Origin of the sequence: Paraburkholderia sp. DHOC27 (assembly GCF_003429005.1) — a bacterium.
GTDB lineage: Bacteria > Pseudomonadota > Gammaproteobacteria > Burkholderiales > Burkholderiaceae > Paraburkholderia.
In genome coordinates, this window is the sequence record NZ_QVQV01000002.1 from 293,644 (window position 1) to 315,503 (window position 21,860).

Annotated in this window: 17 protein-coding genes; 2 read left to right on the forward strand and 15 right to left on the reverse strand. The window is 63.6% G+C overall.

Translation table 11 applies throughout. The features are described 5' to 3' along the window. Nucleotides 1-194: 194 nt before the first annotated feature. Nucleotides 195-1,211 carry a zinc-binding alcohol dehydrogenase family protein gene (locus D0B32_RS09570; RefSeq protein ID WP_117333720.1) on the reverse strand — a complete coding sequence of 339 codons (1,017 nt, stop codon included), beginning with the start codon at nt 1,209-1,211 and terminating at the stop codon, nt 195-197. A gap of 192 nt (nt 1,212-1,403) precedes the next feature. Between D0B32_RS09570 and D0B32_RS09575 the strand changes: the two genes are divergently transcribed. Further along, the gene (locus D0B32_RS09575; RefSeq protein WP_117333721.1) at nt 1,404-2,408 is read left to right on the forward strand and encodes a LysR family transcriptional regulator; all 1,005 of its coding nucleotides are present in this window, start codon (nt 1,404-1,406) and stop codon (nt 2,406-2,408) included. A 6-nt stretch (nt 2,409-2,414) separates the two neighbouring features. Here D0B32_RS09575 and D0B32_RS09580 read toward each other — a convergent pair whose 3' ends face one another. Genes D0B32_RS09580 through D0B32_RS09590 form a run of 3 tightly spaced genes read right to left on the reverse strand, consistent with a single transcriptional unit; the run spans nt 2,415 to nt 6,661 of the window. After that, complete coding sequence (locus D0B32_RS09580) at nt 2,415-2,714, reverse strand: hypothetical protein (protein WP_117333722.1); 300 nt, start codon at nt 2,712-2,714, stop codon at nt 2,415-2,417. A gap of 57 nt (nt 2,715-2,771) precedes the next feature. Continuing rightward, complete coding sequence (ligD, locus tag D0B32_RS09585; protein ID WP_117333723.1) at nt 2,772-5,603, reverse strand: DNA ligase D; 2,832 nt, start codon at nt 5,601-5,603, stop codon at nt 2,772-2,774. Nucleotides 5,604-5,635: 32 nt separating this feature from the next. Then, nucleotides 5,636-6,661: a Ku protein gene (locus tag D0B32_RS09590; protein ID WP_117333724.1), complete on the reverse strand. Its 1,026-nt coding sequence runs from the start codon at nt 6,659-6,661 to the stop codon at nt 5,636-5,638. Between the two features lie 380 nt (nt 6,662-7,041). Here D0B32_RS09590 and serB point away from each other — a divergent pair, with 380 nt between their 5' ends. Then, nucleotides 7,042-7,881 carry a phosphoserine phosphatase SerB gene (gene serB / locus D0B32_RS09595; RefSeq protein ID WP_117333725.1) on the forward strand — a complete coding sequence of 280 codons (840 nt, stop codon included), beginning with the start codon at nt 7,042-7,044 and terminating at the stop codon, nt 7,879-7,881. 127 nt (nt 7,882-8,008) lie between these two features. On the opposite strand, the gene D0B32_RS09600 is transcribed toward serB, so the two are convergent. The 11 genes from D0B32_RS09600 to D0B32_RS09650 all read right to left on the reverse strand — a co-directional run bounded on the left by D0B32_RS09600 (nt 8,009) and on the right by D0B32_RS09650 (nt 21,816). Beyond that, nucleotides 8,009-9,196: a cystathionine beta-lyase gene (locus D0B32_RS09600; RefSeq protein WP_117333726.1), complete on the reverse strand. Its 1,188-nt coding sequence runs from the start codon at nt 9,194-9,196 to the stop codon at nt 8,009-8,011. A 49-nt stretch (nt 9,197-9,245) separates the two neighbouring features. Beyond that, nucleotides 9,246-9,899 (reverse strand): hypothetical protein, encoded by a 654-nt coding sequence (locus tag D0B32_RS09605; protein ID WP_404935544.1) that lies wholly within the window; start codon nt 9,897-9,899, stop codon nt 9,246-9,248. Nucleotides 9,900-10,026: 127 nt separating this feature from the next. Then, a complete protein-coding gene (gene bktB, locus D0B32_RS09610) occupies nt 10,027-11,244 on the reverse strand; it encodes a beta-ketothiolase BktB (protein ID WP_117334154.1) in 1,218 nt (405 codons plus the stop codon). Nucleotides 11,245-11,326: 82 nt separating this feature from the next. Next, nucleotides 11,327-12,268, reverse strand: a complete 942-nt coding sequence (locus tag D0B32_RS09615) for a sugar kinase (RefSeq protein WP_117333727.1) — start codon at nt 12,266-12,268, stop codon at nt 11,327-11,329. A gap of 3 nt (nt 12,269-12,271) precedes the next feature. Beyond that, nucleotides 12,272-13,663: a 30S ribosomal protein S12 methylthiotransferase RimO gene (gene rimO, locus D0B32_RS09620; RefSeq protein ID WP_117334155.1), complete on the reverse strand. Its 1,392-nt coding sequence runs from the start codon at nt 13,661-13,663 to the stop codon at nt 12,272-12,274. A 501-nt stretch (nt 13,664-14,164) separates the two neighbouring features. Continuing rightward, a complete protein-coding gene (gene phaR / locus D0B32_RS09625) occupies nt 14,165-14,773 on the reverse strand; it encodes a polyhydroxyalkanoate synthesis repressor PhaR (protein ID WP_117333728.1) in 609 nt (202 codons plus the stop codon). 146 nt (nt 14,774-14,919) lie between these two features. Next, the gene (locus D0B32_RS09630) at nt 14,920-15,660 is read right to left on the reverse strand and encodes a 3-ketoacyl-ACP reductase (protein ID WP_117333729.1); all 741 of its coding nucleotides are present in this window, start codon (nt 15,658-15,660) and stop codon (nt 14,920-14,922) included. Between the two features lie 204 nt (nt 15,661-15,864). Beyond that, nucleotides 15,865-17,046: an acetyl-CoA C-acetyltransferase gene (locus tag D0B32_RS09635; protein WP_117333730.1), complete on the reverse strand. Its 1,182-nt coding sequence runs from the start codon at nt 17,044-17,046 to the stop codon at nt 15,865-15,867. 170 nt (nt 17,047-17,216) lie between these two features. Then, complete coding sequence (gene phaC / locus D0B32_RS09640; protein WP_117333731.1) at nt 17,217-19,181, reverse strand: class I poly(R)-hydroxyalkanoic acid synthase; 1,965 nt, start codon at nt 19,179-19,181, stop codon at nt 17,217-17,219. Between the two features lie 497 nt (nt 19,182-19,678). Further along, complete coding sequence (gene pgeF, locus D0B32_RS09645) at nt 19,679-20,515, reverse strand: peptidoglycan editing factor PgeF (protein ID WP_117333732.1); 837 nt, start codon at nt 20,513-20,515, stop codon at nt 19,679-19,681. Then, complete coding sequence (locus D0B32_RS09650) at nt 20,512-21,816, reverse strand: RluA family pseudouridine synthase (RefSeq protein WP_117333733.1); 1,305 nt, start codon at nt 21,814-21,816, stop codon at nt 20,512-20,514. Before D0B32_RS09650 ends, pgeF begins: the two co-directional genes overlap by 4 nt. Nucleotides 21,817-21,860 lie beyond the last annotated feature (44 nt).

The following is a 21,860-nucleotide window of genomic DNA, read 5'->3' on the forward strand; positions in this document are numbered from 1 at the left end:
GCCGCGCCTGCCGTACGATGGGCCGCGAGGCACACGCACCCACGTGTACTCACGCACACCTCGGCAAGCTCACGCAAACTCACCCAGACACGCAGCGATTTTTCGCATCCAGCCCTGTCAGTCTAACGCCAAGCGGACCCGAACGCGCTGCGTGCGGATCGGGTGTAAACCCGCTTGCGGTACGGCCTTTTTCGTCAGAAGCCGGTCAGGACCAGCTTGCCGATGGCGCGCCCTTCTTCCAGCAGTTGATGCGCGCGCCGCACGTTCTGCGCGTTGATCTTGCCGAGGTCTTGACCCACTGTGGTCCGCAACGTGCCGGCGTCGATCAGGCGGCCTACTTCGGTCAACAGTTTGTGCTGCTCGATCATGTCGGGCGTGCCGAACATCGAGCGCGTGAACATGAACTCCCAGTGAAACGCTGCGCTCTTTGCCTTCAACAGTTCCACCGCGATGGGCTTGTCATTTTCGACGATGGTGGCAATGCCGCCTTGCGGTTTGATGACAGCAGCAGCGGCCGGAAAATGTTTGTCGGTGTCGTTGAAAATCAGGACATAGTCGACCTGCTCGAAGCCGATCTGTTTCAGTTGTGTGGGCATATCGCCGAAGTGGTCGATGATGTGGTCCGCGCCCAGTTCCGTGGCCCATTTCGCAGACTCCGGCCGCGACGCCGTGGCGATCACCTTCAGTTTGCCGAGTTGCTTGGCCAACTGGATGCCGATCGAACCCACCCCGCCCGCGCCGCCGATGATCAGCACCGAGCGCCCCTCGTCCGCGCCTTGCGGCGAGACGCCGAGGCGATCGAACAGCGCTTCCCACGCCGTGATGGCCGTGAGCGGGAAAGCCGCGGCGTGGCTGAAGTCGAGCGAAGACGGCTTGCGGCCGACGATGCGCTCGTCCACCAGATGAAACTCGCTGTTCGCACCCGGGCGCGTGATGCTGCCCGCGTAGAACACCGGATCGCCGACCTTGAAGAGCGTCACGTCGGGACCGACGGCGGCCACCGTGCCGGCCGCGTCCCAACCCAGCACGCGTGGCGTTTTTTCGACCGTGTCTTTCGGCGAGCGGACCTTGTAGTCCACCGGATTCACCGAAATGGCTTCCACCTTGACGAGCAGATCGCGCCCGGTGGCTTCGGGCTTGGGCAACTCGACGTCGATGAGCGCCTCGGGTTGATCGATAGGCAGATAGCGATAGAGTCCAACGGCTTTCATGGCAGCTCCTGATTCATGGAAAACAGATGATGAGAACACGCTACACCGTCTGGCGCGACAGGCTTGAGCGACGCGACCAAAGGAGCAAAGCGTGCTGCGAAACAGATGCAAAGGATGTCAGGCATAGTAGGCCGCTCCTTCGTCTCTAAAAACCGTCATAATGGCTTAAACATTTTCCTGAAAATCAGAAGAATGACGTCAACTGACGATCTGCCCGCGGGTTCAGCGCCCTCATCGGCCACCTCATCCGCCGCCTCATCGGTCACCTCCGCACTCGCCGACGCCCGCGACCGGCTCGACCTGCTGGATGTCGCGCTGTTCGTCCGCGCCGCGCTGCTCGCCAATGTGTCGGCGGCCGGGCGTGAGTTCGGCCTGTCGGCGGCAGTGGCGAGCGCGCGTCTCGCGCAACTCGAACGGCTGCTCGGCGCGCGGCTGCTGCATCGAACCACGCGCCGCATCAGTCTCACGCAGGACGGTGAAGTGTTCATGGCGCACGCGCAGACGCTGCTCGATACGGCGGCGGCGGCGCGCGCCTCGGTGGGACGCGCGCAAACCGAACCACAGGGACGCTTGCGCATTTCGATGCCGTCGTCGTTCGGACGGCAACATGTGTCACCGGTCGTCCCCGAATTTCTGCGGCGGTATCCGGGTGTGAGCGTCGACCTGCGCCTGTCCGACCATATGGTGGACCTCGTCGACGCGGGCGTCGACCTGGCCATCCGGATAGGCGCCCTGAAGGACTCGACGCTGGTGGCACAACGTCTCGCCGTCAATCGACGCGTGATCTGCTGCGCGCCGGCCTATCTGGAGGCGCATGGTACGCCGCGCCATCCAGCGGATCTCGCGCAGCACGAATGCGTGATTCTGGCCGATCAAAACACGTGGGCGTTCGAGACGCCGGCCGGGCGCCTCGACGTGCGGGTCAGCGGACGCCTCGCCACAGACAACGGCGAGGTGATTCGCGATGCGTTGCTGGCCGGTTTTGGCATCGCGCTGAAATCGACGTGGGACGTGGCGCCTTATCTGCGCAGCGGCGAACTGGTGACGTTGCTGGACAGCTACCCGCTCGCGGACACCGTCGCGATGTGGGCGGTGTATCCGAGCCGCGCCTTCGTGCCGCCCAAGACACGCGCCTTCATTGCGTTCCTCGCCGCGCATTTTGGCGATCCGCCGTATTGGGATGGCCCGGCGGCGTAGACGCTTCTACGCTCCCTTCTTCCCCGAGTTTTTATTGCTGTGCGCGTCGTTCTGCGTGTCCTGCTGATACTCGTCGCCGCCGCGCCGGTCGGTGTCTTTCAGACCGCGCGAGACATCTTTATGGGCCTGCTTGCCCACGCGGCGCGGATCGTCCTCGTGCTGCGATTCCGCGGTTTGATCGGTCTCGTGCGGCAACGGCGCACTCGCGTCCTGCAACGACTCGCTGTGCGAACCGGTGTGCCCCGTGTGCTTGTCCGGGGTCTTGGGCTTGCCCTCGCCCGTGGATACCTGGGGTGATGTTTTCATTGCATCCTCCGTCATTGATGATTGTCGGTGTGATGATCAGCTATCCTTATGATCATCCTAAGCGTCTTCCGCATCCGCGAGGCGTTTCTTCATGGCTGCCGTAATGCGCTGACGCGTTTTGCCATACCCAGCCCACGGGTTGTCGTGTAACGATTCGAGCCGCTCGTGCAGATTGAAAATCGTCCATTGATCGCCCGACGACGTGCCGGGTACTTCGTCCCATGCCAGCGGCACCGACACGCCCAGCCCCGGCCGGGCGCGCGCCGAAAATGCCGCCACCGTGCTCGAACCGCGGTTGTTGCGCAGATAGTCGACGAAGATCTTGCGCTTGCGGTTCTGCGGGCCCATTTTCGCGGTGAACATTTTGGGCAGCGTAGTGGCCATATGCTGCGCAACCCCCTGCGAAAACGCCTTCACTTCGTCCCAGCCGGCCTGCTTCGCGAGCGGCACCACCACGTGCAGGCCTTTGCCACCGCTCGTCTTGCAGAACGATTCGAGTCCCAGTTCTTCCAGCAGTGAACGGGTCAGTTGCGCGGCCTCGATCATCTTGTCCCAGCCGAGGCCCGTGTCGGGGTCGAGGTCGAACACCATCCGGTCCGGCCTCTCGATGCTCGACGCCAGCGCATTCCACGTATGCATTTCGACCGTGCCCATCTGCGCTGCGCCGACGAGTGCCTTGATGGTGTCGATGGTGATGAGTGGCGGATGCCCCGGATCGAGACCGGGATGCTGCGTGACGTTGGGAATCGAGAGCTTCTGGCTGTGCTTCTGGAAAAACAGCTCGCCGCCGATATCCTCCGGCGCGCGCACCAGCGAAACCGGGCGCCCTTTTAGATGCGGCAACATCCAGTCTGCAACTGCTTCGTAGTACTGTACGAGATCGAGCTTGCTCGCGCCGCTGTGCTTGTCGATCACACGCTCGGGATGCGAAATGCGCACGCCGGCCACGGTGGGTGCGGTAGCTGGCTTGGCGGCGGTGGCTTTTTTAGCTGTGCGCGTCGCGCGGGTTTTGCTCGGCGCCTCTTTCGAAGCATCGTTCGTTTCAGCTTGCACGTCCCCTCCTTCGCGTGGCATTTCCTTGACGATCTGCCGCGCGGGCTTGTCGTTGCGCAGACTGACAAACGATGCCTGCCGCACGATGCGTTCATCGGTCCACTCGGCGAAATTGCACTCGCAGACCAGTTCCGGCTTGACCCAATGCACCGGCGTTCTGCTACGTTCGCGCGGGGCGCTGGCGAACGGCATGCGGGCGGTCTCGCGTGCATCCAGTTCCTTTTTCACCGAGCGCAGCAGCGCGGCATCGAAACCCGTGCCCACACGCCCTGCGTACTGGAGCTTGCCGTCGCCGTTGTAGACGCCGAGCAGCAAGGCACCGAACGCGGCACGGCTACCGGCAGGCTCCGTATAGCCGCCGATCACGAACTCCTGGCGTCGCCGGCACTTCAGCTTGATCCACGCGGCGCTGCGCCCGGAGGTGTAGTGGCTGTCGCGCCGCTTGCCGATGATGCCTTCGAGCGCCATGTCGCACGCGCTCTTGAGCAACTGCTCGGCACTGAAAGCAAAGTCCTGCGAGTAGCGCAAAACCCGCGCGTCAACTTTCTCCAGCAACGCGTGCAGAATGGCGCGCCGGTGCACCAGCGGCACGCCGTGCAAGTCGTAGCCGTTCAGATACGGTACGTCGAACAGATAGATCACGATGTCCTGCGGACGATTCGCATCAAAAGCGTTTTGCAGCGCCTGAAAACTGGGGACGCCGTTGCGATCGAGCACCACCGCCTCGCCGTCGAGCCAGGCACTGTCGAGGCCGAGGTTCGAGAGTGCGTCGATCTGCTTGCTGAACTTCGCCGTCCAGTCGTTGCCCGCGCGCGTGAAGACGCGCAACGGATGTTTCTTGTCGTGCGCGTCGATGCGTACCAGCACGCGGTAGCCATCGAACTTGATCTCGTAGGCCCAGTCATCGCCCGGCGGGGCGGCGTCGATCAGCGTGGCCAGTTGCGGCTTGAGCGCGGCAGGCAGCGCTTTTTTTACCGCGCCCTGAATCGCAGGCGAACCGGCCAGTGTGCGCAGCGAAGCGCTGGAGCGATTGGCGACGATGTCGGTCTTTTTCGAATCAGCGGCGCTGGCGTGGGCGGCCTTTTTGGACGCCGGCGTTTTTGCCGCGGTAGTTTTCGAACTCGATGCCTTCGAGGCGGCTGTCTTCGAGGTGGCCGTCTTCGCGGCAGCCGTCTTCGAAGCGGCGGCGCCGTTTGAAGCCGCGCCGTTTGAACCTGCTTTCCTGGAAGCGCCCTTGCGTGCGCGCCCGTTCGTGGCGCCGTCATCGTCCATCACACTGCCGGGGAGGCTCGCGAGCACGTCATAGTCCGATTCGCTGCGCGCCTCTTCATCGCGTTCCTTGATGAGCAGCCACTGCTCCTTGTCGCCGCTGCCGCGCATGTGGCTGCGCACCAGCATCCATCCACCGTGCAGCTTGTCACCGTTCAGCGTGAATTTGAGCTTGCCGGCGCGGTAATTCTCGCGCGCCTCGGCAAGACTGCCTTCCGGCGACCAGGTGCCGCGATCCCACACGACCACCGAACCCGCGCCGTAATTGCCGGGCGGAATCTCGCCTTCAAACGAGCCGTATTCGAGCGGGTGATCTTCGACATGCACCGCGAGGCGTTTGACGGACGGATCGAGACTCGGCCCCTTTGGCACGGCCCACGACTTCAGCGTGCCATCGAGTTCGAGCCGGAAATCGTAGTGCAGGCGCCGCGCATCATGTTCCTGAATGACATACGCCAGCCCCTGCGCGGACTTGCGTGGCGACGCCTTGCGCGCCGCCTTGCCGGAGGGCTCGGGCGTGTTATCGAAGCGGCGCTTGCGCTGATAGGGGTCGAGGCGATCGCTCATGATGAGAGTTCATTCATTGCGTGCGCGCGCCTTCAGGCTGCTTTGCGCTTGCGTGGTGCGGCCTCTTTGCGCGCTGCGCCGCTACGGGTGGACGCCGCCCGTGTGGCCGTACTGCGCGTGGACGTGCTACCTGAGGTGCCACCTGAAGTGCTCCCTGAGCGCCGCGTCGTGGTTTTGCGACGGGCAGGCGGCGCGGCTTCGCTCTCGTCGTCATCCTGTGCGGCGCGGGCCCGCGCGGCCCCTTTGCCCTTACCCCGGTTCTTGCCTTCACCCAGACTGCGCTTGAGCAGATCGGACAGATCCAGAATCTCGGCGGATTTCGGCGACTTGCCCGAGCTTTCCACTTCCGTGATCTCTTCGGTTTTGCCCGCGCGAATCTTGCGATCGACCAGCTTCATGATGTCGTCGCGGAAGGTGTCGTGATAGTTCGCGGGATCCCACGCGTCGCTCATGTCGTCGATCAGCTTGCGCGCCATATCGAGTTCGCGCGGCGCCACGCCGGCCTTTTTCGCGTCCTCAGACGGCAGCTTCAGTTCATCGTAGGAGCGCACTTCGTCGGCCCAGCGCAGCGTGTTGAGCGCGAGGACCGGCCCGACCGGAATCAGCGCGGCCAGATGCTGCTTGTTGTGCAGCACGACGCTCGCCACGCCGATCTTGCCCGATGCCTTCATCGCCTCGCGCAGCAGCGCGTACACCTTCTCGCCCTTGCGATCGGGGGCGAGATAGTACGGTGTGTCGAGATACAGGAACGAGATGTCAGGGGCGTCGACGAAAGCGAGGATGTCCACGGTCTGGGTGGATTCCGGATTCGCCGAGCGGATTTCCTCATCGGAAAGGACCACGTACTTGTCCTTTTCGTATTCGAAGCCGCGCACGATGTTCTCGCGCGTCACTTCCTTGCCGGTGCGCTTGTTGATCTGCCGGTAGCCGATGGGGTCGATCGAGCGTTTGTCGAGCAGATTGAAGCCAACCTTCTCCGATTGCGTTGCCGGGTAGAGTTGCACCGGCACGTGCACGAGGCCGAAGCTGATCGCCCCTTTCCAGATCATGTGTGACATCGCGCACTCCTAAAGGCTTGGACCCCTGGGTTGGGCCGGTGCGTTGAACCCCTGCAGCGGACCGTGGGTTGGACCTATGGCGAAGCACCAAGCGTGCCACGGGTCACGCAGCCCGGCTGCGCAGCAGGCCGTGAGCGCGCGGCATCCATGACAGGCGCTGCTCCTGCATCCGGACGTGCGGGAAGCGCTGCTGTTCGCGCTTCGCGCGCCGTTTGCGGGCGCTCTGCGGCCGATAATGGCCTGTAACTCTTGCGTGAGTTCGGCAAAACCTACGGCCCGGGATGCGCTACCGCCTTCGCTTCCCGGTGACGAACGGGCTACGCAAACCGCTACAATAGCGGGATTTTCCGCGCACGCCGCGCGTCCTTTCCAGCGACGTCATGAACCTCGTCATCCAAAGTCCCGCGCCTCTTTCCGCCGATCACCACAAGACGCTCACCGCGCTCGCACGCGGTTCGCGCGCCACCGTCATCGATGCGCACGCGCTGCGTATTGCCGACGCCGATCCCGCCCAGAAAGCCGATCTCGACGTGTATTGCGGCACGCACGCGCTGGATTACGCGTTCGTCGCGCCGGCGCGTACGCTGCGTGATTTTGGCCTCGTCGCAATGGACATGGATTCGACGCTGATCACGATCGAGTGCATCGACGAGATCGCCGATTTCTGCGGGCTCAAGGCGGAAGTCGCGGCCATCACCGAAGCGTCGATGCGCGGCGAGATCAAGGATTTCAACGAAAGTCTCACGCGCCGGGTCGCCTTGCTAGAGGGACTCGACGCGAGCGCGCTGGAACGCGTCTATGAGGAACGCCTGCGCCTGTCGCCGGGTGCCGAGCGGATGCTGGCGGGCGTCAAGGCCGCCGGTTTGAAGACGCTGCTGGTTTCCGGCGGCTTTACGTTTTTCACGGAGAAACTCAAGGCGCGGCTCGGCCTCGACTTTACCCGCGCCAACACGCTCGAAATCGTGGACGGCAAGCTGACCGGCAAGGTTACGGGCGAGATCGTCAATGCCGACGTCAAGGCGCGCACCCTGCGCGAGACCTGCGCGCAACTCGGGATCGAACCGGGGCAGGCCATCGCGATGGGCGACGGCTCGAACGATCTGAAGATGATGGCGGCGGCTGGGCTGTCCGTGGCGTTTCGGGCCAAGCCGGTGGTGCGCGAAGCGGCGAGCGTCGCGTTCAACCACGTGGGGCTGGACGGGCTGCTGCGGTTGTTTTGATTTTGCCTCGGCTTCTGCCAGGTTTGGCTGCTGCCAAGGTTCAGCTTCCGCCAGGCCCAGCGGCTGCGGGTTCGCTGACCCACAGCCGCCTTCACGAGGTTTGACGTGCTCGTGCGTTGCTTCCGCCTCAAGCCCGCAGTACGGAGAAACTCTGCTCGATGTCCGCGCGCAGATCCGCTTCTTCTTCCAGCCCGATATAGAAACGCACCAGTGTGCCGCGCTTGCCCCAGCGCTCGACGCTGCGCATCGACGCGATGTCGTATGGCATTACGAGGCTGTGCGCCCCGCCCCAGCTCCAGCCAATCGAAAACAGTTCGAGCGCCTCGCAGAACGCATCCACTTGCGCCGCACTGTATTGCGCATCCAGTACGATCGAAAACAGGCCACCCGCGCCCGTGAAGTCACGTTCATAAAACTCATGCCCGGGGCAATCCGGCAAGGCCGGATGCAACACGGTAGCGACCTCCGGGCGCGTCTTCAGCCAATGAGCGAGCGCGAGCGCGCTGCGGTCGTGCTGCTCGAAACGCACCTTCATGCTCGGCAGGCTGCGCAGAATCAGCGAACAATCGTCCGACGACACACCCACGCCCATGCGCATGCGCGCGGCTTTGAGCTTCAGATGGAGTTCCTGGTCCACGGTAATGGTCGCGCCCATCATCACGTCGCTGCCGCCGGATTGGTACTTGGTCAACGCCTGCACCGAAATATCGACGCCATGCTCGAACGGCCGGAACGCGAGGCCCGCTGACCACGTGTTGTCGATCGCGGTGACGACGTTGCGCGCCCGCGCGGCGGCGGCGAGAGCCGGTATGTCGCTGACTTCCATCGTCACGGAGCCCGGTGCTTCGAGCCACAACAGACGCGTATTCGGTTGAATCAGATCCGCGATGCCCGCGCCGATCATGGGATCGTAATAGCGCGTGGTAATGCCGAAGTCGCGCGCCAGCCAGTCGCCGTGATCGCGATTCGGTGCGTAGACGTTATCCGGAATCAGCACGTCGTCGCCAGTCTTGACGAGGCCGAAGTACACATTGGAAATCGCCGACAGACCCGACGGCTGCAACAACGCATGATTGCCGCCTTCGAGCGCGGCGAGCCGTTGCGCGAGCGTGAGCGAGGTCGGCGTGGCGTGCAGACCGTAGCGCCATTGCGCGTCGCTGCGCCAGTCGATCGCGCGCATCGTGGCGAGATCCGGAAACACGACCGTCGAGGCGCGCGTCACCGGCACCGCGAACGATTCGAAGCCAGGCGTGAGCTTGTCTTCCGCCTGCACGATGCGGGTTTGCAGAGCGCGCTTAGGTTTGGATTGAGTCATCGTTGGATTCCTGCTTGCGCATGATGGACGCGGCCGGCGCGCTGGCCGGTCATTCGCCCGTAGTGAGATTGTTCACGCCGTTCACGGCGTGCGCTGCAGAAGGTGCTGACTTCGTAGCCGGTGTGGCGGCTGTGGGTGCCGGTGCTGCCCCCGCGGGCTGTGCCTGCGTTTGCGCGTCCGGTGCGGCGTCAGCAGGCGCCGGGGGCTGGGCGGCAGTAGGCGGCGGCACGGGTTGCCCCGCGGCGAGCGGACGAAGATCGAATGCCTGCGGGTCGGAGTCATCCACGTTCATGCGGTCACCCGCCACCGAGCCATCGGCGGCAAACTTGCCGACCCAGTTGCCGGTGATGTGGGTACCGTCGTTCGACTCCTCGACTTCGAGGGTGTCGCCGTCGCGGTCGCCCGCGATCAGGATGACTTCGCCGGTATCGGTGAACTGATATTCGCCGTGCACGCCGGATGGGTCATCGGACTTCGGTCCAAGGCGCAGCACGATCTGGCGCTTGCCAAGCATGCCCACCAGGCGCGGAAACTTCGCGAATTCCGCGCTCGGTTTGAGCGGCAACTGGATGGGCGGCGGCGCGGCCAGTTCTTTCACGGCGTCGCTTTGCGCCCAGGCGGTGCTCGATGCCAGCATGCCAGCACTTGCCACAACGCCCGTCAGTAGCAGCACGGCCAACGCGCTGCGGCGCAGGCGTTGCATGCTCACGCCGCAAGTCGACGCGCGAGCCGGGGCCGTCGTCGCTGCGGTATTCATGCCGCTCATCCCTTTCGATTCATGCATCCGTCTCTTCCTGTTTCCATCACGCAAGGCAATCCGCTGCCCCGCATCAGATCCGCTCGAAAATCGCCGCGATGCCCTGACCGCCACCAATGCACATCGTCACGAGCGCGTAGCGTCCGCCGATGCGCTGCAATTCGTAGAGCGCCTTCACTGTGATCAACGCACCGGTCGCACCGATCGGATGACCAAGCGAAATGCCGGAGCCGTTCGGATTCACCTTCGCGGGATCGAGCCCGAGTTCCTTGCTGACCGCGCATGCCTGAGCGGCAAAGGCCTCGTTGGCTTCGATCACGTCGAGGTCCGCGACGCTCAAGCCGGCGCGCTCCAGTACCTTGCGCGTGGCCGGCACCGGACCGATGCCCATATACGCCGGATCGACACCGGCGTGTGCATACGCGACGAGGCGCGCCAGCGGCTTCGCGCCGCGCTGCTCGGCGACGCTGCGCTCCATCAGCACGACAGCGGCCGCCGCATCGTTGATGCCGGACGCATTGCCCGCCGTCACCGTGCCGTTGTCCTTTGCGAACACCGGCTTCAGCTTCGAGAAGTCGTCCGCCGACGCATTCATGCGCACGTGCTCGTCCTGCTCGAACACGACCTCGCCCATCTTCGAGGCCAGCGTGACCGGCAGAATCTGTTCCTTGAAATAACCGCTGCTGATGGCGTGCGCGGCGCGGCGATGCGATTCGAGCGCCAGTGCGTCCTGCGCGTCGCGCGAGACGTCGTATTTTTTGGCGACGTTCTCGGCCGTCACGCCCATATGGATGCCCTGGAACGGATCGTTCAGCGCACCGAGCATCATGTCGACCAGACGCGCATCGCCCATGCGCTGGCCGAAGCGTGCCGCCGGCATCATGTACGGCGCCCGGCTCATGTTCTCGGCGCCGCCGCCAATGGCGATGTCCGCGTCGCCCAACAGGATGCTTTGCGCAGCGGAGACGATGGCCTGCAGACCCGAGCCGCACAGGCGATTGACGGTCAGCGCGGGCGCATGTTGCGCGACGCCGCCATTCAGCGCCGCGACGCGCGCGAGGTACATGTCCTTCGGCTCGGTGTGCACCACGTTGCCGAACACGACATGCCCGACTTCGTCACCCGACACCTGCGCGCGCGACAACACTTCGCGCACCACGCGGGAACCGAGATCGGTCGGCGAGAAATCCTTCAGACTGCCGCCGAAATCGCCGATTGCCGTACGCACACCGCTGACTACTACGACTTCCCGTTGCATTGCTCGCTCCTGTTTCGTTCCTGCTTGTTCCAGTTGGTTCCTGTTTGTTCGTGCCTGTTCCGATGTCGTACGAGGCCTCCACCTTCCCGCGGCAGGCACGTATGCCTGCGCAGTCTCAGCCGTTCAACACCTTCTCGACCGTGGCGCGATCCGGAATCGGCGTCACCGCGCCGAACCCCTGGGTCGACAACGCCGCCGCGACGTTTGCGTAACGCGCCGCGCTGAACGGATCGTCTCCCGCGACGATGCGCGCGATGAACGCGCCGCCGAAGCAATCGCCGGCACCGGTTGCATCCACGGCATTGACGACGTGTCCGGGCACCACGCGGCGTTCGTCCGGCGTGGCGATATACGACCCCTGCTTGCCGAGCTTGAGCGCGACCACGCGGGGCCCGAGCGCCAGCAGAAAATCGACGATCTCGTCGCGGCCGGTAAGGCCCGTGAGCGCCGTCACGTCATCCCAGCTAGGCAGGCAGATGTCAGTCTGACGGATCGCCTCGAGCATCACCGCGCGTGCTCGCGCGAGCGGCCACAGCTTCAGACGCAGATTGGTGTCGAAGCTGACCTGCACGCCGTGCGCGCGGGCGTGGCTGATCGCGCCTAGCGCCGCGTCGCAGGCGCTCATGCTGATGGCGAGACTGATGCCGGACAGATGCAACACCTGCGCCGACTTGATGGCGTCGAGCGGCAGATCGGCCGGCGCATAACGGCTCGCGGCCGAACCCGCGCGCAGATAATCGAACTGGTGCCCGGCCGGTCCGTGCGACACGAAATACACGCCGGTCGGCGCCTGGCTATCCACCTTGACCCACGCGGTTTCCACCGCCTCACACTGCCACAGGTCGACCAGCAGACGCCCGAAGTGATCCGCGCCCACCGCGGACACGAAACCGCTCGGCACGCCCTGACGCGCCGCGGCGATGCAGAAGTTCGAGGTGTCGCCGCCGAAGCCTTGCAGATACTGCGGGTGGTCTTTGACCGACTGATTGAATTCGACCATCGCCTCGCCGAGCGCGAGGATGGCTGGCGTGCTGACAGGCGGGGTCGCTTCACTCATCGTTTAGACCTCGCCCCACAGGTCGTGGCCGTCGGCGCCGGTGATTTTCACCGAAACGAATTCGCCGACCTTGTAGCGCTTCGAGGCCTTGGTGGACGGCGCGATATACACGACGCCGTCGATTTCCGGCGCATCGGCAGCGGTGCGGCCGATGCCGCCATCGGCATTGATCTCGTCGACCAGTACCTTGAGCGTCTTGCCGACCTTGCGGGCAATGCGCCTGGCCGACACCTGTTCGGCCACTTCCATGAAGCGCGCGCGACGTTCCTCGCGCACTTCGTCGGGCAACGCGCCGTCGAGTTCATTGGCGCCCGCGCCTTCCACCGGCGAGTAAGCAAAACAGCCCACGCGGTCCAGTTCGGCCTCGCGGATGAAGTCCAGCAGCGTCTCGAACTGTTCTTCCGTTTCGCCCGGGAAGCCCGCAATGAAGGTGCTGCGGATCGTCAGATCGGGGCACATCTCGCGCCATGCGCGCACGCGCTCCAGCACCTTCTCGGCGTTGGCGGGACGCTTCATGCGCTTCAACACTTCAGGATGGGCGTGCTGGAACGGCACGTCCAGATACGGCAGCACGTGGCCCTTGTACGGACCTTGCGCCATCATCGGAATCACTTCATCCACGCTCGGATACGGGTAGACGTAGTGCAGACGCACCCACGCACCGTACTGCGCGGCGAGTTCGCCGAGCGCGGCCACGAGGTCCGTCATGCGGGTCTTGATGGGCTTGCCGTTCCAGAAGCCCGTGCGGTACTTGACGTCTACACCGTAGGCGCTCGTGTCCTGCGAAATCACGAGCAGTTCCTTGACGCCGGACTTGAAGAGGTTTTCTGCTTCGAGCATCACTTCCGCCACCGGACGCGAGACCAGATCGCCGCGCATGGACGGGATGATGCAGAAGGTGCAGCGATGATTGCAGCCCTCGGAGATCTTCAGATACGCGTAGTGGCGCGGCGTGAGCTTGACGCCAGCGGCGGGCACCAGATCGACGAACGGATCGTGCGGCTTCGGCAGATGGCTGTGCACCGCCTGCATGACTTCACCGAGCGCATGCGGCCCGGTCACGGCCAGCACCTTGGGGTGCACTTCTTCGATCAGGCCGGAGCCGCTGGCGCTTTTCTTCGCGCCGAGGCAGCCGGTGACGATCACCTTGCCGTTTTCCGTGAGCGCTTCGCCGATTGCATCGAGGCTTTCCTGCACCGCTTCGTCGATGAAGCCGCAGGTGTTGACCACCACCAGATCCGCACCGTCGTAGGTGCCGGAAATCTCATAGCCCTCGGCGCGCAGTTGCGTGATGATCTGCTCGGAATCGACCAGGGCTTTTGGGCAGCCGAGGGAGACGAAGCCGACCTTGGGATTCGCCGCGGGCTTAGTGTTTGTTTCTAAAGAAGTTTTCAACTTGACATCCAATTTTGCGCCGGCAGGCTGCCCAGCGATACGTAATCCCGATATTTTACCCGTATGGCGAAATGGCAACGGACTGTCTGATGCGGAGGGTTGCGGTAAAGGCAGGGGCGCTGATCTGCTGAAGACAGGTATCTCGAAAGCATTCTGCGCGTAGCGAAATGCGATGCGCGATGGTCAAACTGAGTGTAGACGCGAGTATCGTCGTGGAACATCAAGGCCAAAGACACCCGTCGGGACGCATATACCTTTCGCCCCCGAAAATGAAAACAGCCGCTTCGAGCGGCTGTTTGGCGGCGCGTGGCCGTATTTGTCGCCAGGTTGCCCCGTTCGACGGTCGATTGAGGTTTGCCTCAATCGTCTGAAGATAGTAAGCGCGAGACGCCTCGGCGTCAACCCGCTGCGCATCGGATTTGTCGATGCGGTCAACTTGCAGCTCATGAAGCGCGTGAAATAGCGGGCCGTCCCTCAACCGGGCAGCGCGCCGCCACCCCGTTACTTCTTCTCCGGCTCCGGACTAGCCTGCGGATTCGCGGGCGGAGTCGTCGCCGCAGCCGGTGCAGCCGGAGTAAACGGGAACGTGCTGAACATGTTCTTTGCCTGGTTCTGCATCTGCTCCTGCATCTGCACGAACATGTTCTTCGACTGCTCGATGTAGCTGGTCATCATGCCCTGCATCATCGGCGCCTGCATGTTCATGAACTGCGACCAGACCTCGGGGTTCATCGCCTTGCCTTCGTACAGATTCTTCGACTGGTCGGCGAGCTTGGCCTGGATGTCGATGAACGCCTGGATGTTTTTCTCCAGGTACGTGCCCATCATCCCCTGCATCGCGTGTCCGTAGAAACGGATGATCTGCGAGAGCATCGACGACGAAAACATCGGCAGACCGCCGCTCTCTTCTTCCAGAATGATCTGCAGCAGAATGGCGCGCGTCAGGTCCTCGTTGCTCTTCGCATCGATGACCTTGAAATCCTCCTGATCCAGCACGAGCTGCTTGACATCGGTCAGCGTGATGTACGTGCTTGTCTCGGTGTCATACAGCCGACGGTTCGGATATTTCTTGATGAGTCGTTCGGCAGTTTTCTTTGTAGTAGTGGTCATTTAACGCCTTTGAGCGCCATTGAAGCGCAGAAACGGCGTCCTGTCGCCAGCGCAACCGGATCTTCGGTTACGCCTGCGAGACGCCGCCACAAACACCTGACCTTGCAGCACCCCGCTCACGGTAGTGAGCGAAGGTGCCACGCCGATCAGCCCATATGCAGACCGCCATTCAGCGAAAAATCGGCACCCGTGGAGAAGCCCGATTCCTCCGACGCGAGCCACGCGACGATCGAACCGATTTCATCCGGCTGGCCGAGACGGCGCACCGGAATCGTCGCAACGATCTTTTCCAGCACATCCGGGCGGATCGACTTCACCATGTCCGTGCCGATATAACCCGGCGACACGGTGTTGACCGTCACACCCTTGGTTGCCACTTCCTGCGCCAGCGACATCGTGAAGCCGTGAATACCGGCCTTGGCAGTCGAGTAGTTGGTCTGCCCGAACTGCCCCTTCTGCCCGTTCACCGACGAGATGTTGATGACACGGCCAAATCCTCGCTCGACCATGCCGTCGATCACCTGCTTGGTGACGTTGAACAGGCTCGTCAGGTTGGTGTCGATCACCGCCGTCCAGTCTTCGTGGGTCATCTTGCGGAACACCACATCGCGCGTGATGCCGGCGTTGTTCACCAGCACGTCGATCTCGCCGACTTCGGCTTTCACCTTGTCGAACGCGGCCTTGGTCGAATCCCAGTCGCCCACGTTGCCTTCCGAGGCGATGAAGTCGAAACCGAGTGCCTTCTGCTCGTCGAGCCACTTGACGCGGCGCGGTGAGTTCGGGCCGCAGCCCGCGACGACCTTGAAGCCTTCCTTGTGGAGACGCTGGCAGATGCTCGTGCCGATTCCACCCATCCCGCCCGTTACATACGCAATTCGCTGTGCCATAAACCACGCTCCATTATCGTTTTACCGAGGCGCCGATCGGCCACCTCTTGCCTCGCCTTTACGCATCATCTCCGCTGCCGCCGGGCGACCGGCCGGCGAGGACCTCTGCCGCATACCAACACCTGCTACTTGCCGCGCACGCCTGCTGCCCTGAAGCACACAGACGCGCGACCAGACACGCAAACGCGCGCGGCCAGACTGCGATCAGGCGCGCTCGACTGCCAGCGCCACGCCCATGCCGCCGCCGATACACAGCGAAGCCAGGCCCTTCTTCGCATCGCGCTTCTGCATTTCATGCAGCAACGTGACGAGAATCCGGCAACCGGACGCGCCGATCGGATGGCCGATGGCAATCGCGCCGCCGTTCACGTTGATCTTCGAGGTGTCCCAGCCCATCTGCTGATGCACAGCCAGCGCCTGCGCGGCGAACGCTTCGTTGATTTCCATCAGGTCCAGTTCCGCGGGCGTCCAGCCGGCGCGTTCCAGGCAGCGGCGCGACGCCGGCACCGGGCCCATGCCCATCACCTTCGGATCGACGCCTGCGTTCGCATACGCCTTGATGCGTGCGAGCGGCGTGAGACCGAGCGCCTCGGCCTTCTTCGCCGACATCACCACCACGGCGGCGGCGCCGTCGTTCAGACCCGACGCGTTGGCGGCCGTCACCGTGCCTTCCTTCGAGAAGGCCGGCTTCAGACCGGCGAGCGATTCGGCCGTCACACCGTGACGCACGAACTCGTCCGTGGCGAAGCGCAGCGGTTCGCCTTTGCGTTGCGGGATCTCGACCGGCACGATTTCGTCGTCGAAACGGCCGGACTTTTGCGCGGCTTCCGCCTTGTTCTGCGACAGCGCGGCGAAAGCGTCCTGCTGCTCGCGCGTGATGCCGTATTCGCGCGCGACGTTCTCAGCGGTCGTGCCCATGTGGTACTGGTTGAAAGCGTCCCACAGACCGTCGACGATCATGCTGTCGATCAGCTTGGCGTCGCCCATGCGGAAGCCGTCACGCGAACCCGGCAGCACGTGCGGCGCGGCGCTCATGTTTTCCTGGCCGCCGGCCACGACGATATCCGCGTCGCCGGCGATGATGGCGTTGGCTGCCAGCATCACGGCTTTCAGACCCGAGCCGCAGACCTTGTTGATCGTCATGCCCGGCACTGCCGTGGGCAGCCCTGCCTTGATCAACGCCTGGCGCGCCGGATTCTGCCCGGAGCCTGCCGTCAACACCTGCCCCATGATGACTTCGCTGACCTGCTCCGGTTTCACGCCGGCGCGTTCGAGCGCGGCACGAATCACGATGGCGCCGAGTTCGGGCGCGGCGGTCTTCGCCAGCGACCCACCGAATTTACCCACTGCCGTACGTGCGGCCGATACGATCACTACATCAGTCATTTCAATTTCCTCCGGACTTCGCGGCCAACTGCTCCGCCACCCTTCAAGTTAAACATCCATTCGCCTACTAGTGTCGCGTTGCCCCGTGCTCATCACGCTGATGCTGGATGCCTGGGCCGCCTGTTCGTTCGTGATCGCGTTGTGCCTGCTTCCTCGTTGTGCCTGCTTCGTTATTCGCGCTGCAGGACGTAGCGTCCAGGCGCGGCCTCGATCACAGGATGATCCGCCGAGCCGGCCTGCGCCTTCGGCTTGACCTTCTTGCCGCCGTACTGATCCAGCCAGCGCGTCCATTCGGGCCACCAGCTGCCGGGCACCTCGGTGGCCTGTTCGAACCAGTCGTCGGGGCTCTCCGGCAAATGCTTGCCGTCGCCCTTGAGCACCCAGTAGTTGCGCTTGTTCTTGGCCGGCGGATTGATCACGCCGGCAATGTGACCCGATGCGCCCAGCACGAATTCGAGCGGGCCCGTCAGCAACGGCACGGAGGCATACGCCGTGTGCCACGGCACGATATGGTCTTCGCGGGAACCGTAAATGAAGGTCGGCACGTCGATGGACGACAGGTCGATTTTCTCGCCGCACACCGTGAGCGCATTCGGCTCACGCAGACGATTCTCCAGATAGGTATTGCGCAGATACCAGACGTACATCGGGCCGGGCAAGCTGGTCGAATCGCTGTTCCAGTACAGCAGGTCGAACGGCATCGGCGTGCGACCCTTTAGATAGTTATCGACGACATAGTTCCACACCAGATCGTTCGGGCGCAGGAACGAGAACGCGTTGGCGAATTCGACACCACGCATCAATCCTGCCGGCGCCCCGCTCTTGCCGCCGATAGTCTGCTCACGCATCTGCACGTGCGCTTCGTCGACGAATACGTCGAGCACACCCGTGTCCGAAAAGTCGAGCATGGCGGTGAGCAGCGTCATCGAAGCAGCCGGATGTTCGCCACGCGCCGCCGCGACGGCGAGCGCGGTAGCGAGCATCGTGCCGCCGACGCAGAAGCCGAGCGTGTTGATCTGTTCGCGACCGCTGATCTCACGCACGGTGTCGATGGCAGTGAGCACGCCCTGGTCGATGTAGTTGTCCCACGTCTTGTGAGCCACCGACGCATCGGCGTTGCGCCACGAAACCAGGAACACCTGCTGACCGGACTCGAGGCTGTGCGCGACCAGCGAGTTCTCCGGTTGCAGATCGAGGATGTAGTACTTGTTGATGCATGGCGGCACGATGAGCAGCGGCCGCTCGCGCACGGTGGCCGTGCGCGGCTTGTACTGGATCAACTGGATCAGGTCGTTCTCGAACACCACCGAGCCTTCCGTGGTGGCGAGGTTCTTGCCGACCACGAAACGCGACTCGTCCGTCTGCGAAATCTTGCCGCGCTGCAGATCGCTCAGGAGATTGGTCACGCCCTGACGCAGGCTCTCGCCGCGGCTTTCCAGCAAGGTCTTTTGCGCCTCGGGATTCAACGCGAAGAAGTTGCTCGGCGAGGCTGCCGCAGTCCACTGCTGGACCGCGAAACGAATCCGCTCGCGAATCTTGGGCTCGGTGTCGAGCGCATCCACGAGTTCCTGCAGATAGCGCGCGTTCAGCAGATACCACGCGGCCGTGAATGCATACGCGGGCGCGGAACTCCAGGCTTCCGCGCTGAAACGCCGGTCCTTGAGTTCGGGCAGCCTGGGCGAGCTATCTGCCGCCTGCTGGATCAGGGCGAGTGCTTCGCGCGAGTAGTCGGACTGCAGCTTTTGCATGCGCTCCGACGGGATGGCCGCGGTCGGCAATTTGAAGCCGGCGAATGGCGACAGCGCCGCAGCCGCGTGGCTGAAATCGGGCATACCGGGCATCGCGGGCATGGCCGGAACGTTGGGCCACTGGAAGGGAAACTGGCCTGGCATCTGCGGCGGCATGAAGGGCAGACCCGGCATACCCGAGGGCATGCCACCAGACATGCCTGGCATCCCCGCGCCCGCGGCTGCGTTCATGCCAGCGGGACCCGCACCCGGCACACCGAGCGCGCTCCATGCTTTCATCCAGGCGTCGAAGAACTGCTGCGCGCCGGCGGGACCGGTTTGCGGCTGGGAACGCTCCGTCGTGGAGTCCGAGTTTGAAGAGGTGGAGGAGTGTTGTGATGCTGCCATACCTGCTTTTGACCGGTGAGTCCTCGCGGACGGTTGAGAGGCAGGCTGCTGACGCACGTGGGCGATTGCTCGCGACCTCGTTCCGCCCTGCCCAAGTGTGAGGAACATTCTTGCTCCCCAGCGCGAGGCATGTCAATGCTTGATCCCGATTTTGCCGCAGTGCGATATTTTTTTAATTATCGTTTTCCCCATGTATTTCAGCCCGTTAAAAGTCCAACGACGGCGAAATGTGAGGAAATGAAAAAGGCCCGTAATTGCCGGGCCCCGCTTCGCATTTAATGCGTGTAATACCGGGTATTTTCAGGCGGACCTCAGGCGCGAAACGTGCGCACGCGCACCGGTTTTCAAACCACCCCGTGAACTCCTCGCAAACCCTGATAGATCGGGATGTCGCGGGGCGTGCCCGAACTCCTCCGTGTTTACCTTCGCGGGTTTTCATCGAGTGCGCAACGAATCGGCCCGCCTTGCTCAATTACAGCGGGCGCATTTACGTCAGTTCAATCCGCCAGCCAGATCATCGCGGCCATACGACCGGTTTCGCGATCACGCCGATATGAGTAAAAGCTTTCGCGCCGGGTTACCGTGCAGGCATCGCCGCCAGTTATCTGCGTAATGCCGAGACGCTGCAATCGCAGCCGCGCAAGTGCTGGTAAATCAGCAAGATACTTACCGGGGGCGCTCGCGCGCGGCACGAATGCGCTCGCCGTGGCTTGCCGTTGTGCGCCGTCTACACCATTCATGAAGGCGTCACGCACGTCTGCACCGACCTCGAACGCCGTTGGTCCGATGGACGGTCCGAGGTAAGCGTGGAGCGTCTCCGTTTGCGTGCCTGCCAGGCTGGCGACGCGCTGCGCGGTATGCTCGATCACACCTGCCGCAAGACCACGCCATCCTGCGTGCGCGGCGCCTACTGCGCGGCCCTCGGCATCGCACAGCAACACGGGCATGCAATCGGCAATCATCACCACGCAGGCCGTATCTAACGCGGCGGTGACGCTGGCGTCGGCTTCCACGAGCGGCGCGCCGTGACTGGCAGCGTCGAGCGCGCTCGCGGCATCCACGACTTCGGCGCCGTGGATCTGCTTGAGCCACGCAATCTTCGCCACGCCGGTCAGCGCAGACAGGCGTGCGCGATTCTGCTTTACGCTTTCCGGATCGTCGCCCGACAGAAAGCCGAGATTCAGCCCGCCCGCTCGATCCTCGCCCGCTTGCCAGCGGCCAAACGGCGGCACGCTCACGCCGCCATTGCGCGTCGTGACCAGCGCACGCACCCGCGGCGCGACACGCCATGCCGGCTGGATGACATCGGCGAAACTCAGCTCAGGCAAGCTCATGCGTGATCGTCCTCGTCGGTGTCGTGATCGTGGGCTTCGGGGTCCTGCGCGTCGGGGTCCTGATGGTCCTCGTGGTCGCTCTCGTCATCGCCCTCATCTGCGTCGTCGAATTCGTAGCCTTCCCCTTCCTCGTCCTCGTAATACGTCTCGTCGAACTCGCCGGCGTCGTCACGACCGAGGCCGAGCGCCGCCGAAAGCGCCGCCATGTCCTCCGGCACTTCCGCGCGCCACTGCATCTCGCGCCCTGTCTCGGGATGGATCAGACCCAGCCGCCATGCGTGCAACGCCTGACGCGCGAAACCATCCGGCAGCGGCGTGACCGAACGCTTGCCGCGTGCCCGGCCGTAGACCGGATCACCCAGCAGCGGATGGCCGATGTGCGCACAATGCACGCGGATCTGATGGGTGCGGCCCGTCTCGAGATCGCAGTGGATGGCCGACACCGGCTGGCGTTGCCAGATGGCCGAATCGACCCGGCGGAAATGCGTGCGTGCAGGTTTCCCCGAGGCGCTCTTGACCACCGCCATGCGGGTCCGCTCGCGCGGATCGCGGCCAATTGGCGCGTCGATCGTGCCCTCGTCCGGCATGTTGCCCCACACCAGCGCCAGATAGCGGCGCTTGACAGTGCGCGCCTGCAACTGCCGCACGAGATCGGTTTGCGCCTTGAGCGTGCGCGCCACCACCATCAGCCCGGAGGTCTCCTTGTCGAGCCGGTGCACGATGCCGGCGCGCGGCAAGCCGGCCGCCGCGTCGCCGTAACGATGCAGCAGACCGTTCAGCACTGTACCGCTCCAGTTGCCGGCCGCCGGATGCACCACCATGCCCGCCGGCTTGTTGATGACGACGAGCGTGTCGTCCTCGTAGACGACTTCCAGTGGCACCGGTTCCGGCGTGAAGGCGAGTTGTTCCGGCAGCAGGTCGGGCACGAGTTCGATGGTGGCGCCGAGCGGCACTGGCTGGCGGATCTTCGCCGGTGTGCCGTCCACGCGCACGCGCTCGGCCTCGATCCAGCCTTGCAGACGATTACGCGAAAACTCCGGAAACACCCTGGCGAGCACCTTGTCGAGCCGTTCACCCGCGAGTTCATCGGGCACGGTGACGATGCGCGGCGAATTGTCTACGGCCTTGCTGGCGACGGTCGGCACGTCGCCCGCCAGTTCCTGCGGCGCAAGGGCCTCGCTGTCGAGATCGTCATCTAACGAATCACTACCCAACGCGTCGGCGGGGTCAGCGCATGGGCTATAATCTTTGTTGCTATTCCGGCTACCCGTTGAGGAAACCGGATTATTTGAACGGGTCATTGAGTCTGGGTCACCTGGACGTAAAGCTAGACTGGAAAATGCGA

Excerpts from the sequence above, each read along its gene's own strand:
- D0B32_RS09570 (WP_117333720.1), bottom strand. The coding sequence starts at position 1,211 with ATGAAAGCCGTTGGACTCTATCGCTATCTGCCTATCGATCAACCCGAG.
- D0B32_RS09575 (WP_117333721.1), top strand. The coding sequence starts at position 1,404 with ATGACGTCAACTGACGATCTGCCCGCGGGTTCAGCGCCCTCATCGGCC.
- D0B32_RS09580 (WP_117333722.1), bottom strand. The coding sequence starts at position 2,714 with ATGAAAACATCACCCCAGGTATCCACGGGCGAGGGCAAGCCCAAGACC.
- ligD (WP_117333723.1), bottom strand. The coding sequence starts at position 5,603 with ATGAGCGATCGCCTCGACCCCTATCAGCGCAAGCGCCGCTTCGATAAC.
- D0B32_RS09590 (WP_117333724.1), bottom strand. The coding sequence starts at position 6,661 with ATGTCACACATGATCTGGAAAGGGGCGATCAGCTTCGGCCTCGTGCAC.
- serB (WP_117333725.1), top strand. The coding sequence starts at position 7,042 with ATGAACCTCGTCATCCAAAGTCCCGCGCCTCTTTCCGCCGATCACCAC.
- D0B32_RS09600 (WP_117333726.1), bottom strand. The coding sequence starts at position 9,196 with ATGACTCAATCCAAACCTAAGCGCGCTCTGCAAACCCGCATCGTGCAG.
- D0B32_RS09605 (WP_404935544.1), bottom strand. The coding sequence starts at position 9,899 with ATGCAACGCCTGCGCCGCAGCGCGTTGGCCGTGCTGCTACTGACGGGC.
- D0B32_RS09615 (WP_117333727.1), bottom strand. The coding sequence starts at position 12,268 with ATGAGTGAAGCGACCCCGCCTGTCAGCACGCCAGCCATCCTCGCGCTC.
- phaR (WP_117333728.1), bottom strand. The coding sequence starts at position 14,773 with ATGACCACTACTACAAAGAAAACTGCCGAACGACTCATCAAGAAATAT.
- D0B32_RS09630 (WP_117333729.1), bottom strand. The coding sequence starts at position 15,660 with ATGGCACAGCGAATTGCGTATGTAACGGGCGGGATGGGTGGAATCGGC.
- D0B32_RS09635 (WP_117333730.1), bottom strand. The coding sequence starts at position 17,046 with ATGACTGATGTAGTGATCGTATCGGCCGCACGTACGGCAGTGGGTAAA.
- phaC (WP_117333731.1), bottom strand. The coding sequence starts at position 19,181 with ATGGCAGCATCACAACACTCCTCCACCTCTTCAAACTCGGACTCCACG.
- pgeF (WP_117333732.1), bottom strand. The coding sequence starts at position 20,515 with ATGAGCTTGCCTGAGCTGAGTTTCGCCGATGTCATCCAGCCGGCATGG.
- D0B32_RS09650 (WP_117333733.1), bottom strand. The coding sequence starts at position 21,816 with ATGACCCGTTCAAATAATCCGGTTTCCTCAACGGGTAGCCGGAATAGC.